This is a genomic window from Delftia sp. UME58, assembly GCF_014170385.1.
Lineage (GTDB): Bacteria > Pseudomonadota > Gammaproteobacteria > Burkholderiales > Burkholderiaceae_C > Comamonas > Comamonas acidovorans.
Window position 1 is genome coordinate 105337 of sequence record NZ_LZZV01000021.1, and the last position, 13935, is coordinate 119271.

13 protein-coding genes are annotated in these 13935 nt (G+C 68.3%); 9 read left to right on the plus strand and 4 right to left on the minus strand.

What is annotated here, in order from left to right; all coding sequences use genetic code 11:
- Positions 1-84 precede the first annotated feature (84 nt).
- The 4 genes from A9976_RS09395 to sigJ all read left to right on the plus strand — a co-directional run bounded on the left by A9976_RS09395 (position 85) and on the right by sigJ (position 3181).
- Entirely contained in the window at positions 85-609 is a 525-nt protein-coding gene (locus tag A9976_RS09395; RefSeq protein ID WP_183018778.1) for a GNAT family N-acetyltransferase, read from the plus strand.
- Between the two features lie 101 nt (positions 610-710).
- Positions 711-1643, plus strand: coding sequence for a DMT family transporter (locus A9976_RS09400; protein ID WP_183018779.1), 933 nt, complete (start codon positions 711-713; stop codon positions 1641-1643).
- A 42-nt stretch (positions 1644-1685) separates the two neighbouring features.
- Positions 1686-2186, plus strand: coding sequence for an NUDIX hydrolase (locus A9976_RS09405; protein WP_183018780.1), 501 nt, complete (start codon positions 1686-1688; stop codon positions 2184-2186).
- A 53-nt stretch (positions 2187-2239) separates the two neighbouring features.
- Positions 2240-3181, plus strand: a complete 942-nt coding sequence (gene sigJ, locus A9976_RS09410; RefSeq protein ID WP_183018781.1) for an RNA polymerase sigma factor SigJ — start codon at positions 2240-2242, stop codon at positions 3179-3181.
- Between the two features lie 8 nt (positions 3182-3189).
- Here the strand turns inward: sigJ and A9976_RS09415 are convergent, their stop codons facing one another.
- The 3 genes from A9976_RS09415 to fur form a co-directional block, all read right to left on the minus strand.
- On the minus strand, positions 3190-4404 hold the full coding sequence (locus A9976_RS09415) for a DUF1501 domain-containing protein (RefSeq protein WP_183018782.1): 1215 nt from the start codon (positions 4402-4404) through the stop codon (positions 3190-3192).
- Positions 4405-4420: 16 nt separating this feature from the next.
- Positions 4421-5998, minus strand: coding sequence for a DUF1800 domain-containing protein (locus A9976_RS09420; protein ID WP_183018783.1), 1578 nt, complete (start codon positions 5996-5998; stop codon positions 4421-4423).
- A gap of 143 nt (positions 5999-6141) precedes the next feature.
- Positions 6142-6567 carry a ferric iron uptake transcriptional regulator gene (fur, locus tag A9976_RS09425; protein WP_034397437.1) on the minus strand — a complete coding sequence of 142 codons (426 nt, stop codon included), beginning with the start codon at positions 6565-6567 and terminating at the stop codon, positions 6142-6144.
- 156 nt (positions 6568-6723) lie between these two features.
- On the opposite strand from fur, the gene A9976_RS09430 reads away from it, so the two are divergent.
- From A9976_RS09430 to A9976_RS09445, 4 genes are all read left to right on the plus strand, one after another.
- On the plus strand, positions 6724-7272 hold the full coding sequence (locus tag A9976_RS09430) for an outer membrane protein assembly factor BamE (RefSeq protein ID WP_183018784.1): 549 nt from the start codon (positions 6724-6726) through the stop codon (positions 7270-7272).
- Between the two features lie 124 nt (positions 7273-7396).
- The gene (dapB, locus tag A9976_RS09435) at positions 7397-8233 is read left to right on the plus strand and encodes a 4-hydroxy-tetrahydrodipicolinate reductase (protein WP_183018785.1); all 837 of its coding nucleotides are present in this window, start codon (positions 7397-7399) and stop codon (positions 8231-8233) included.
- Between the two features lie 64 nt (positions 8234-8297).
- Entirely contained in the window at positions 8298-9032 is a 735-nt protein-coding gene (locus A9976_RS09440; RefSeq protein WP_183018786.1) for a MotA/TolQ/ExbB proton channel family protein, read from the plus strand.
- A 24-nt stretch (positions 9033-9056) separates the two neighbouring features.
- Positions 9057-9536 (plus strand): biopolymer transporter ExbD, encoded by a 480-nt coding sequence (locus tag A9976_RS09445; RefSeq protein WP_183018787.1) that lies wholly within the window; start codon positions 9057-9059, stop codon positions 9534-9536.
- A gap of 5 nt (positions 9537-9541) precedes the next feature.
- On the opposite strand, the gene A9976_RS09450 is transcribed toward A9976_RS09445, so the two are convergent.
- The gene (locus tag A9976_RS09450) at positions 9542-10786 is read right to left on the minus strand and encodes a mechanosensitive ion channel family protein (protein WP_183018794.1); all 1245 of its coding nucleotides are present in this window, start codon (positions 10784-10786) and stop codon (positions 9542-9544) included.
- A gap of 350 nt (positions 10787-11136) precedes the next feature.
- Here A9976_RS09450 and leuS point away from each other — a divergent pair, with 350 nt between their 5' ends.
- A complete protein-coding gene (leuS, locus tag A9976_RS09455) occupies positions 11137-13872 on the plus strand; it encodes a leucine--tRNA ligase (protein WP_183018788.1) in 2736 nt (911 codons plus the stop codon).
- Positions 13873-13935: the final 63 nt, after the last annotated feature.

Consider the following 13935-nt stretch of genomic DNA (forward strand, 5'->3'; position numbering starts at 1 on the left):
AGCACCGATTCCGGCAGGGCGTGCTGGGGCATGGGCCATCGCTTACCCTGGCGGGCCTGCCATCGGCGCTCAAATGACCTCTCCATGTCTTCTCCCCCGCCCCTCGCTGACCGCTTCCATGTCCGCGCACTGACTGCTGCCGACCTGTCCGATCTGCTGGGCATCCAGCTGGCCTGCTATGGCGCCGACTATGCCGAGAGCGGCGAGGTCTTTGCGCGGCGCCTGGCCAGCACGGCGAACTGCTCGCTGGCGCTGGAACAGGGCGGCCGGGTGCGCGCCTACCTCGCGGCCTACCGCAGCCGGATGGCCAAGATCACCCCGCTGCACGGTGACTTCGAAGCCGTGGAGCAGGCCGACACCCTCTACCTGCACGACATGGCCGTGCACCCCGAGGCCGCAGGCCAGGGCCTGGCGCGCGCGCTGCTGGCACCGCTGTGGGAGCGGGCGCGCGCCGAGGGCCTGCGCCACACGGCCCTGGTCTCGGTGCAGGGCTCGCGCGGCTACTGGGAGCGCCATGGCTATGCCGTGCAGGCGCTGGCAAGCCCGCAGCAGCAGCAGCGGCTGGACAGCTACGGCGAAGGGGCCCTGTACATGATCAGGGTGCTCTAGGTTTGCCGGCGCGGCAGGCGCGGCCTGCTCGGAAAAAACGTTTGTCCGGCCGGCGCGCCGCCTGGACAATCCTTGCCACCCCCACACCCGAGCGCGCCGCCATGCCCCTTTCCAGCCTGTTGCGTCTTCTCGCCCTTGCCGCCCTGTGGGGCGGCAGCTTCGTGCTGCTGCGCGTGGTCGTGCCCGCGCTGGGTGCCCTGCCCACGGCCTTCGTGCGGGTGCTGCTGGGCGCGGCAGGGCTGGCACTGCTGCTGGCCGTGCTGCGGCTGCGCCCGCGCTTCCAGGGCCTTCTGATGCCATCCATGGCGCTGGGCGTGGTGAATTCGGGCGTTCCCTTTCTCATGTATGCGCTGGCCGCGCGCAGCCTGCCGGCCGGCTACAGCGCCATCCTCAACGCCACCACGCCTCTGATGGGCGTGCTCCTGGGCGCCCTGGCCTTTGGCGAGCGCATCACGGCGGCGCGGGTGGCGGGTGTCTGCGTAGGCCTGGCCGGCGTGGCCGTCCTGGCCCAGGCCGGCCCGGTGGCGCTGACGGCCGAGGTGCTGCTGGGCATCGCGGCCTGCCTGGTGGCCACGGCCTGCTATGCAGCCGCGGGTTTTCTGACGCGGCGCTGGATCACCGCTGGCGGCGGGCTGGACAGCCGCATCGTTGCGCTGGGCAGCCAGTGCGGCGCGGTGCTGGTGCTGCTGCCCTTCCTGCTCTGGCAGTTGTGGCAGGAGCCACAGGCGCCCATGGCCTGGGTAGCCGTACCCCTGAAGGTCTGGGTTGCCATGCTGGTGCTGGGCCTGTTGTGCACGGCCCTGGCCTATGTGTTGTATTTCCGCCTGATCGCCGATGTGGGGCCGCTGAAGGCGCTGACAGTCACCTTCCTGATTCCGCTGTTCGGCGTGGCCTGGGGCTGGCTGCTGCTGGGTGAGCCCGCCACGCTGGCGCATGCGGGTGGCGGCGGGCTGATCGCGCTGGCGCTGTGGCTGGTGCTCAGGCCCGCGCCGCCGCCGGCCATGCCCAGGGAGCAGGGCAGCGGGGTCCGCTGATGGGGGTTTTGGCCGGGGACGGGCCGGCCGCCTCTGGTCATAATGCGCGCCATGCCCGATCGCTGGAAACCCAATGTCACTGTGGCGGCCATCATTGAGCGCGATGGCCGTTTTCTGCTGGTGGAAGAAGACACGGCCGATGGCGTGCGCTACAACACCCCTGCCGGCCATCTCGACCCCGCCGAGTCGCCCATCACCGCCTGTGTGCGCGAGGTCGATGAGGAGACCGCGCACGACTTCGTGCCCACGGCCCTGGTCGGTGTCTACCTGAACCGCTTCGTGCGCACGCGCACCGGCTCCGACATCACCTATCTGCGCTTTGCCTTCACGGGCGAGCTGGGCGACTTCCGGGCCGGCCAGCCTCTGGATGACGGCATCATCCGCACGGTCTGGATGACGCTGGGCGAGCTCAAGGCCTGCACCGCCCTGCACCGCAGCCCGCTGGTGATGCAAAGCATCGAGGACTACCTGGCCGGCCGCCGCTACCCGCTGGAGCTGATCCACACCGATCCCAGCGTGCTGCAGGCTCCGCTGTCCCACTGAGTCCATGCCGACCCTGTCTGTCACAAAACGCCGCGCTCGTGCGTCTTGATGGCATGCAAACCCCCTCCGCCACCGATGCTCCCCTGGCGCTGTTCGAGCGCCACCGCCCGCGCCTGTTCGGCCTGGCCTACCGCATGCTCGGCCAGCGCGCCGATGCCGAAGACCTGGTCCAGGAAGCCTGGCTGCGCTGGCATGGCGCCGAGCGTGCCGGCATAGCGCAGCCCGAGGCCTGGCTGGTTTCCGTGACCACGCGCCTGGCCATAGACCGGCTGCGCCGCCTGCGCGCCGAGCGCGAGCACTACCAGGGCTTCTGGCTGCCCGAGCCCCTGGTCCAGCCTTGGGCCGAGGAGTCCGCGCCCTCGGCCGAAGACCTGCTGGAGCGTGCCCACGACGTGTCCACGGCCCTGATGTTCGTGCTCGAGCAGCTCACGCCCGACGAGCGCGCCGCCTTTTTGCTGCGCGAGATCTTCGATGCCGACTATGCCGAGGTGGCCCAGGCCCTGGGCCGCAGCGAGGCCGCCTGCCGCCAGCTGGTGCACCGCGCGCGCAGCCATGTACAGGCCGGCCGCCCGCGCTTTGCGGCGCCGCCCGAGGCCCATGCTGCATTGCTGCAGCGCTTTGCGCAGGCCGTGCAGGGCGGAAACTTCGCACAGATCCAGGCGCTGTTCGCGCCCGATGCCGAACTCATCAGCGACGGCGGCGGCAAGGTGCCCTCCTTCGGCCGCGTGCTGGAGACGGGCCGGCGCCTGGCCCTGCTGTACTTCGCCACCACGCGCCGCATGCGGCGCAACGGCCAGCGCCAGAGCCTGCATCTGGCGCGCGTCAACGGCCTGCCGGGCCTGCTGCGCTGCATTGACGGCGAACTGGAGTCCGTGCAGACGCTGCTGGTCGAGGACGGCCTGATCCGTCGCATCTACACGCTGCGCAACCCCGACAAGCTGGCCGGCGTGGCCGTGCCGGCGCCATTGCCGTTCCCTGCAGGCCCTGCAGCTTAGTCAGATGGTCAGATGAACTGAAGATCGCGGGGCGTGACGCCCTCGAACACGCGCTGCAGCTGTGCCGGGCTCAATCCATACATGCGCTGGAACAGGCCGCCCAGCACGGCGCGGTACTCGTTGAGCACGGGATGGTCGCGGTTCTGGAACAGGTTTTTCTGGTTGACCTCGACCTGCTCGCCCACGATGCGCCCGCCCGCATGCGAGGACAGCCCGCCGCCCAGCAGCCAGTAGGTCGTGCCGTGGCCGTGGTCCGTGCCCTTGTTGCCGTTCTCGCGGAAGGTGCGGCCGAACTCGCTGATCACCACCACCACCGTATGCCGCCAGGCCTCGGGGCCTATCTCCTGGGCAAAGCCGGCCAGGCCCCGGCCCAGCTCGTCCAGCCGCCCGGCCAGCGCGCCCGTGGCGCCGCCCTGGGCCACGTGCGTGTCCCAGCCTCCCACATCGACGAAGCCCAGGTCGAAGCGCTCGCGCATCAGGGCCGCCATGCGCTGCGCCACCAGGGCAAAGCCGCGTGCGCTGATGGCATTGCGCCCGGCCTGGTCCATCTCTTCCTGCACGCTGCGCTGCACGGCATCACGCACGGCAAAGCCCTCCTGCACGGCCGGGCCCAGGGCGGTGCCCGCGTACATGGCGGCAATGGCCTGGCTGCGGCGATCGTCCAGGCCGCCCTTGCCCACGGATGCCAGCGCCATGTTGGCGGCCGGCAGGCTGCCGCGCAGCAGCAGCGGCAACTGCGGCGTGAAGGCCATGGGCGACACCGGGCCCCGCCCGTCCTGCCCCAGCACCTGGGCCAGCCGGTTCAGAAAGCCCGACTGGTAGCTGCGGCGCCCGTCCAGGTCCTGGCCCATTTCGATGGAGTCCTGCGTCTCGAAATGGCTGCGCGACAGGTCGTGCGTGCCCGCAAACGGCACGAAGCAGGCCTGGCCGGCCTGGAACAGCGGATGGATGCTGTCCTCCAGCATCGGGTGCAGGCCCCAGCGGCCATCCAGCGCCAGCGCGCCACCGGCCTCGCCGGGACGGGGGATGGCGATGCTGGGGCGGGCCTCGTAGTAGAAGTCGCTGTGCGTGGGCACCAGCAGACTGTTGCAGTCATATGCGCCGCGCAGAAACACCAGCAGCAGGCGCGGCGTGGCCTGCTGGGGTGTGGCCGCCTGCAGCCGGCCCAGGTGGGCGGCAAAGGGCAGGGCCGATGCCATGGTCAGGAAGTGGCGTCGCTGCATGGAAAGTCTCCGGGGTTCAGCGGAACATCATCTCGGGCGCGGACAGGAAGTAGGTATTCCAGTCCGCCGGATTGCGGGCCTGGGCCAGTGCCGCCTGCGTGGCCTGGCTCCACAGCGGCAGGCGCTGGCGCACGCTGGCCCGTTCCGACAGCGTGGGGTAGGGCGGCTTCTCCAGCGCCTCCTTGGGGTCGGCGCGGAACAGCACGGCGCTGCGCGTGGCGATCTGGCGCGCCACCTCGAAGCGCGCCGCCATCTGGCCCGAGCTGGCCCAGTCGGACTGCATCTGCGGATAGCCGTCCGGCGTCTCGTGTGCGTAGAGGTTCTGGCCCAGCCGGTTGATCCAGCCCAGCACGGGCGCCACGTCGGCCGCCACCCGCTGCTCCACTGACAGCCGCGTGGCGGCCAGCACGTAGTGCAGCGGGTCGCGGAACTTGCGGCCAAAGCGCGCGGCCTCGGGATCGGTCAGCAATGCGGCCACGGTGGCCGCGATGTTGCCCCGGCTGCGCGTGAAGGCCTGTGCCGTGCGCTGCACCAGGGCCGGCGGCGGATCGTCGGCAATGAAGAACACCGCCAGCTTGCGCGCGATGAACTGCGCCGTGGCCGGCGAGGCGACGATGCGGTCCAGCGCCTCCTGGACCTCGGCCATGCCGCGTGCGTGCATGGGCTGGCCCAGGAAGGACTTGGGGCCGTAGTCGTGCCGGTTGGGGTTGAACTCGAAGAAGCCCGAGCGCAGGTAGTCGCCCTGGCGCTCGGGGCGCATGCGTGGCGGCGGCGTGCCTGCCGGCTGCAGGCTGATGCCCACGCCAGTCAGGATGCGCGCCATCTCCTGCACATCGGCCTGGGTGTAGCCGCTGCCCACGCCCATGGTGTGCAGCTCCAGCAGTTCGCGCGCGTAGTTCTCGTTGATGCGGCCCGCCGCATTGCTGGCGTTGTCCAGGTAGCGCAGCATGGCCGGGTGGCGCAGCGAGGCTTCCAGCAGGCTGCGAAAGCTGCCCAGCGCATGCGGGCGTATGGCCTGCTCCTCGTAGTCGCCCACCCAGGCGCGGATATCGGACTTGCGCAGGCTGACGCTGAAATGGTTCATCCAGAACCAGGTCATCTGCTCCTGCAACTGCGCCGGCGAGTACAGGGCGCGAATCACGAAGCGCTTCTGGGCATCGTTGCCCAACTGGTTCAGCGTGCGCTGGTAGGCCTGCTGCAGCGTGGCCTTCTCATCGGCCGATGCCGCCTCCTGCACGGCCTTGCGCTGGTCGCTCAGTTCCTGCAGCACCTGCTCCATGGGGCGCTGGCTGATGTCCAGCCCGTCAATGCGCTGCTGCGCCTGCGCGGGCAGCGGCTGAGGCCCCGGCTGCAGTTGCCGGGCCAGCCAGGCCTTGAGGCCCAGGCGCTGCAGCTGCGCATCCTCGCTGTCGTTGGCGCCCCAGGTCACGCGGTCCAGCCATTGCTGGCGCTGCGCGGCGGTGAGGGGCGCATCGGGCAGGGCCTGGAGTGCGGGCGTTGCGGAGGAGGGCGGCGCCTGCAGGGGCGCGCAGCCCGTGGCCAGGATGATGGCGCAGAACGTGAGAGCGATGGCAAACGGCGATGTGCGGCGCATGGTGTCTCGGTGGGTAGGGGGCATCCATTGGACGCCAGCATCCTCCGCACATGTGCTTCGCCCTGTAAAGCGCCGGTAGCAAAAAGTAAAAGGCAAAAAAAAGCGGAGTGTGAAGCACTCCGCTTTTTCTGAGGAACCCGGCCTTACTTGCTTGCCCGGCTTGCGCACTCCGCGCAGTGTCCGTACAGCGCCATCGAATGGTCCTGGATCACCCAGCCCTTGGCCTTGGCGATCAGGTTCTGGCGCTTTTCGATATCGGGATCGTAGAACTCCTCGACCTTGCCGCAGCTGGTGCACACGAAGTGGTCGTGGTGCTGGCCTTCATTGAGTTCGTAGACGGCCTTGCCGCTCTCGAAATTGCTGCGGATGAGGATGCCGGCCTGCTCGAACTGCGTGAGCACGCGGTAGACCGTGGCCAGGCCGATGTCCGAGCGTTCGTCCAGCAGCACGCGGAACACGTCCTCGGCCGTCATGTGGCGTTGCGCGCCCGTCTGGAAGATCTCCAGGATCTTCAGGCGGGGAAGCGTGGCCTTCAGGCCGGTACTCTTGAGTTCGTCGATGTTCTTCATGTCTGGGTCTTTGGCAGAGACTGCCCGCTGGACTGCCACCATGGCAGGCGCGGGGCGGCGAACAAAATGGCCCTGGTGCCAGGGGCGTCGCATGATCGCAAGCCCTAGGGACCAGCCGCTACAATGATCCACGATCATATCCCTATGCTGATACCAATGCATGTTCAAGCCCGTTGCCGCACGAGTGCGGCCCTGATGCTGTCGATCGGGGTGGCGCTGGCAGGCTGCAGCAGCCTCGATGGCGCCGCGCACCGAGTCGCCAATGTCGTCACTCCCTACAAGGTCGAGGTCGTCCAAGGCAACTTCGTCTCCCGTGAACAGGTCGAGGCCCTGCAGCCCGGCATGAGCCGCCAGCAGGTGCGCGACATTCTCGGTACGCCGCTGGTCACCAGCGTATTCCACGCCGACCGCTGGGAATATGTGTTCACCATCAAGCGCCCCGGCGTCGATTCGCAGGTGCGCAAGCTGACCGTCTTCTTCAACGGCGACCTGTTCGCCCGCTCAGAAGGCGACGAGATGCCTACCGAGGCCGAATTCGTCGCCAGCCTGGGCTCCAAGAAGAAGCTGGGCAAGATTCCGCCGCTGCAAGCCAGCGAGGAGCAGCTGTCAAAGTTCCCGGTCGCCAAGCCCGTGGAGGAGCCCGTGGCCGCCGAGCCGCCACCCGCGGCGGCCAGCTACCCGCCACTGGAATCCGGCGCCCGTTGATATCGCCGCCCGCGCGCCGCAAGGCATGCGGGCGTTTTTCCGTGGATGAAGGCCGCCGCGGCGCCTGTCTGGCGCCCCTGTTGCCTGCTGTCCATGCATTGAGCTTGTGTATCCCTTTCCCGACATGAACGCCACGACCGCCACTTCCTCCAGCAACAACCAGCGCCTGCGCGTGGCCGTGGCCGGCGCCTCCGGCCGCATGGGCCGCATGCTGATCGAGGCCATCGCGCAAAGCGATGACCTTGCGCTGGCCGCCGCGCTGGACCGCGCCGACAGCCCTTCGCTGGGCACCGATCCCTCGGCCTTCCTCGGCCAGCCCAGCGGCATCGCCATCGAAAGCGATGTGCGTGCCGCGCTGTCCAAGGCCGATTGCCTGATCGACTTCACGCGCCCCGAAGGCACGATGGATCACCTGGCCATCTGCGCCGAGCTGGGCGTCAAGCTGGTCATCGGCACCACGGGCTTCAGCGACGAGCAAAAGGCCCGCATCGCCGAGTACGCCCAGCGCACGGCCGTGATGCTGTCGCCCAACATGAGCGTGGGCGTGAACGTCACCTTCAAGCTGCTGGAGATGGCGGCCAAGGCGCTGTCCAGCGGCTACGACATCGAAATCGTCGAGGCCCATCACCGCCACAAGGTCGATGCCCCCTCGGGCACGGCCCTCAAGATGGGCGAGGTCATCGCCGAAGCCCAGGGCACGAATCTGGCCGACCGCGCCGTCTACGAGCGCTTCGGCCACACCGGCGCGCGCGAGAACAACACCATCGGCTTTGCCACCGTGCGCGGCGGCGACATCATCGGCGACCACACGGTGCTGTTCGCGGGCACGGGCGAGCGCATCGAGATCTCGCACAAGTCCAGCAGCCGTGCCGGCTATGCGCAGGGCAGCCTGCGGGCGGCGCGCTTCCTGGCAGGCAAGGCAACGGGCCAGTACGACATGAACGATGTCCTGGGTCTGTGATGACACAGACCCAGGGCCGTAGCGCCGCGTACCTCTCTTTGGCCATACGGGCGAGATAAAGACCATGACCGGCCCACTCTGGCTCTGGTGGCAGCAAGGCGACGCCGTGGCGCGCGGCACGGCGCTGCTGCTGCTGGCGCTGTCGGTGGCCAGCTGGGTGGTCATCGTCTGGAAGATCTGGTTCATGGCCGCCAGCCGGCGCCGCGTTCCACAGGCCATTGCGGCCTTCTGGAGTGCGCCGGACCTGGCCACGGGCCAGGCCCGCATGGCCGAGGGCGATCGCCAGCAACTGGTGGCGCCCATGGCCGGGGCCGTGTCCCAGGTCCTCGCGCCCACGGGCGGCAGCGACATGGCGCTCTCGGGGCGCGCAGCGCGCTCCGTGCGCCTCACCCGCGGCCTGCGCCAGGCGCTGCAGTCGGCCAGCCACCAGCTTCAATGGGGCCAGACCCTGCTGGCCACCGTGGGCGCCACGGCGCCCTTCGTCGGCCTGCTGGGCACCGTCTGGGGCATTCACCACGCGCTGGCCACGCTGGCCGGCAGCGGACAGATCGGCATCGAGCAACTGGCCGGCCCTGTGGGCGAGGCCCTGGTGATGACGGCAGCCGGCCTGGCCGTGGCCCTGCCGGCCGTGCTGGCCTATAACCTGCTGGGCCGCGCCGCCGCCCAGATGGAAGCCCTGCTCGAAGGCTTTGCCCATGACCTGCAGGCCATGTTCGGCACCCAGCTGGCGGAGCAGGCGCAGCACGATGACGGCATGGCCGTCGCCGGCCTGCCGGCCGGCCCCATGGAAGCGCCCTGACCGGGCAGCTCACCAGGAGCGCACATGGCCTTTGGACGATTGAGCGGCAAGGAGGGCGCCCCCCAGCCCATGCACGCCATCAACGTCACCCCGCTGGTGGATGTGATGCTGGTGCTCGTCGTCATCTTCATCCTCGCGGCCCCCATGCTGGCCGCCTCGCTGCGCGTGCAATTGCCCCAGGCCCAGGGCACCCAGCCCATGGCCGCCGCTGGCGAGGACGATGCGTTGCTGCTGGAGGTCGACGCGGAGGGCGCGCTCTGGATGCAGGGCCAGCCCACCACGGCGGATGCGCTGCGCGAGCGCCTGGCACAGCTCGGCGCACGCAACCCCCTGGCAGAACTGCAACTTCGCGCCGACCAGGCCGTGCCCTATGGCCGCGTGGCCGAACTCATGGGCTGGGCCCATGCGGCAGGGCTGACGCGCATGGGCTTCGTGGCCGAGCCGGCGCGGAACCAGGATGGAAAATCCGCAGCCGTCCTGGGGCCCACCGGCGCCGGGCGCTGAAGCGCTCAAGCGCCGCCGGGCCTGCGCCCGCACATCTCGTCCTGTCCTTCGGGCCAGCGCTCGCTGCCCGCCAGCCGCAGATGCTGGCCATGGTCCGAGGAACGCTGGTACAGACTGAGCCCGAACAGCGGCAGCATGCCGATCAGGTGATCGAAGATCGCGCCCTGTATGGCCTCGTACTCCACCCAGACCGTGGTGCTGGTGTAGCAAAACAGCTCCAGCGGCACCCCCATGGGCGACGGCTCCATGGTGCGCACCAGCAGGAACATGTTCGGCGTCTTGTGGATGTGCGGATGGCGCAGCAGGTAGGCGTATGCATAGGCCTTGAACGCGGCCAGATTGCTCAGATGCTGCGCTGCCATCTCGCTGCCCGCCGGCGCGTCGGCCATGCGCAGGCCGCCGTCACTGCTCCAATAGTCCTTGAGAGGCTCAAGCAATGACAATTTCTGCCGCTGCTCGGCCGTCAGCAGGCGGATGGTGTGGGCGTCTATGTGCAGCGAGCGGCGGATGCGGCGCCCGCCCGACTCGAACATGCCGCGCCAGTTCTTGTAGCTGTCGCTCATCAGCCGCCAGGTCGGAATGGTGGTGATGGTCTTGTCCCAGTTCTGCACCTTCACCGTGTGCAGCGCGATGTCGATCACGAAGCCATCGGCGCCGACCTGGGGCATCTCTATCCAGTCGCCCACGCGCAGCATGTCGTTGGAGCCCAGCTGCACGCCGGCCACGAAGGACATGATGGTGTCCTTGAAGATCAGCATCAGCACGGCCGAGGCGGCGCCCAGGCCCGACAGCAGCAGCAGCGGAGAGCGGTCCACCAGGGTGGCGACGATGAGCACGATGGCGATCAGGAACACCAGCAGCTTGCCCAACTGCACATAGCTCTTGATCGAGTGGGCCTGCGTGGCCTTGCGCTCTTCCTTGAGCTCGTGCGCCTCGTTCATGGCGTTGAGCAGGGCGCTGATCACGCGGGCCACGTGATAGATGGTGCAGGCGATGGCCAGGTTCAGGATCAGCGTGGCCCACTGCGGCTGCAACTGCGGTATGGCCTGCACGCCCGACTGCATGACCAGCGAAGGAACGGCCTTGGCCAGCCGCTGCAGCACGCTGTCGTGCAGCAGCACCTGCGCCCATTCCATCTCCACCAGCGTGCTGCGCATGCGCGGAAGCACGCGCAGCAGCAGCCATTGCACGACAAACCCCGCCGAGCGGGCCAGCAGCACCAGCGCGCACAGCGCGGCCAGCGCCTGCATGACAGGATCCCAGCCGGAAATCAAAGACCAGTTCAGCAAGAGAAAACTCCAGGGCGCGGAAAAACCTGCCGCGCGAAAGCGGCATGCCCGGGATGTCCGTATCCGTTCCTGCGCAAGTCCGGGCTGGCGATGGCGGAACGTCTGCGGCAAGGCGCCGCAGATGGGCTCCAAGCATACGCAGCGCGGCTTTTCCCAGCGCAGAGGCCGGGCAAGCGCGCCGTGGCCGGCGGGCCGATGACGCAGTACCGCCTGCGGGCTTGTGGGCGGCTTCGGGCGCGGCCGGGCCGGGGGCCTAAAATCGCCGGTTGATTCCGGCAATCCACCTTGTCAGGCCCCTGGGCCGCAGCACCATGCAAGAGAAATACAACCACATCGACGTTGAGCGCGCAGCGCAAGACCACTGGTCCGCCCGCGACGCTTACCGCGTGACCGAAGACCAGGCCAAGCCCAAGTTCTACGCCTGCTCCATGCTGCCCTACCCCAGCGGCAAGCTGCACATGGGCCATGTGCGCAACTACACCATCAACGACATGCTGACGCGCCAGCTGCGCATGAAGGGCTACAACGTCCTCATGCCCATGGGCTGGGACGCCTTCGGCCTGCCGGCCGAGAACGCTGCGCTCAAGAACAAGGTGCCGCCCGCGCAGTGGACCTACGACAACATCGCCTACATGAAAAAGCAGATGCAGGCGATGGGGCTGGCCATCGACTGGAGCCGCGAGATCGCCACCTGCGACCCCGACTACTACAAGTGGAACCAGTGGCTGTTCCTGAAGATGCTGGAAAAGGGCATTGCCTACCGCAAGACCCAGGTCGTGAACTGGGACCCGGTGGACCAGACCGTGCTGGCCAACGAGCAGGTCATCGACGGCCGCGGCTGGCGCACGGGCGCGCCGGTCGAAAAGCGCGAAATCCCCGGCTACTACCTGAAGATCACCGACTACGCCCAGGAGCTGCTGGACCATGTCCAGGTGGGCGGCGACAAGGCCACGCTGACCGGCTGGCCTGAAAAAGTCCGCCTGATGCAGGAAAACTGGATCGGCAAGAGCTCCGGCGTGCGCTTTGCGTTCACCCACGACATCCGTGGCGCCGACGGCCAGCCCATCCAGGACGGCCGCCTGTACGTGTTCACCACGCGTGCCGACACCATCATGGGCGTGACGTTCTGCGCCGTGGCGCCCGAGCATCCGCTGGCCCAGCATGCCGCGGCATCGCAGCCCAAGCTCGCGGCCTTCATCGATGAATGCAAGAAGGGCGGCACCACCGAGGCCGAACTCGCGCTCAAGGAAAAGGAAGGCCTGCCCACGGGCCTGTTCGTCACGCACCCGCTGACGGGCGCCCAGGTCGAGGTCTGGGTCGGCAACTACGTGCTCATGAGCTACGGCGACGGCGCCGTCATGGGCGTGCCCGCGCATGACGAGCGTGACTTCGCCTTTGCGAAGAAATACGGCATCGCCATCCGCCAGGTCATCGCGGTCGAAGGCGAGACCTTCAGCACCGAGGCATGGGCCGACTGGTACGGCGACAAGCAGCGCGCTGCCTGCATCGATTCCGGCGAACTCGACGGGCTGGGCCATGTCGCAGCCGTGGACAAGGTCGCCGAGCTGCTGGCCGCCAAGGGCCTGGGCGAGAAGAAAACCACCTGGCGCCTGCGCGACTGGGGCGTGAGCCGCCAGCGCTACTGGGGCACGCCCATCCCCATCATCCACTGCGAGGACTGCGGCGCCCAGCCCGTGCCCGCCAAGGACCTGCCCGTGGTCCTGCCCCAGGACCTGGTGCCCGATGGCTCGGGCAACCCCCTGGTCAAGAGCGAAGCCTTCCACGCCGGCGTGGTCTGCCCCTGCTGCGGCAAGAGCGCACGCCGCGAGACCGACACCATGGACACCTTCGTGGACTCGTCCTGGTACTTCATGCGCTATTGCGACGCCAGAAACGGCGAGCAGATGGTAGCGGAAGGTGCCGAGTACTGGATGCGGGACCAGAATGCCGCCACCGGCGGCAGCGGCATGGACCAGTACATCGGCGGCATCGAGCACGCCATCCTGCACCTGCTGTACGCGCGCTTCTGGACCAAGGTCATGCGCGACCTGGGCCTGGTCAAGGTCGATGAGCCCTTCACCAAGCTGCTGACCCAGGGCATGGTGCTCAACCACATCTACAGCCGCCGCACGGCCAAGGGTGCCAAGGAGTACTTCTGGCCCAAGGATGTCGAGCATGTGTTCGACGAGACCGGCAAGATCGTGGGCGCCAGGCTCAAGGCCGAGGTGGACAGCGCCGATGGCCTGCTGCCCGTGGGCACGGACATCGACTACGAGGGCGTGGGCACCATGTCCAAGTCCAAGAACAACGGCATCGATCCGCAGGAGTTGATCGAGAAGTACGGCGCCGACACCGCGCGCCTGTACACCATGTTCACTGCGCCACCCGAGCTGACGCTGGAGTGGAACGATGCCGCCGTCGAAGGCAGCTACCGCTTCCTGCGCCGCGTCTACAACTTCGGCGCCAGGCTGTCGCAGATGGACATGGCCGGTGCCGTGCAAAGCGTGGCCGGCGCCAAGTCGCTGGACGACGTGGAGTTCGGCAAGGCCGCCAAGTCCCTGCGCCTGGAGATCCATACCGTGCTCAAGCAGGTGGAGTACGACTACCAGCGCATGCAGTACAACACCGTGGTCTCGGGCGCCATGAAGATGATCAACGCGCTGGAGGACTTCAAGTCCTTCGACGACGCGGGCGCCCAGGTGGCGCTGATCGAAGGCTTCGGCATCCTGCTGCGCGTGCTCTACCCGGCCACGCCCCACCTGGCCCATGCGCTGTGGAGCGAGCTGGGCTACGCCGCCGACCTGGGCGACGTGCTGGATGCGCCCTGGCCCCAGGTCGATCCCCAGGCCCTGGTGCAGGACGAGATCTCCCTGGTGCTGCAGGTCAACGGCAAGCTGCGCGGGGCCATCCTGGTGTCCTCGACGGCCGACAAGGCCGAGATCGAGCGCATTGCCCTGGCCAACGAGGAATGCCAGAAGTTCACCAACGGTGCCGTGCCCAAGAAGGTGATCGTGGTGCCTGGCCGCCTGGTCAACGTCGTGGTCTAGGCCATGGCATGCCCCCTGAGGCGCTGCGCGCCTTCCCCCTCTCGCTTCGCGGGGGGGACGACA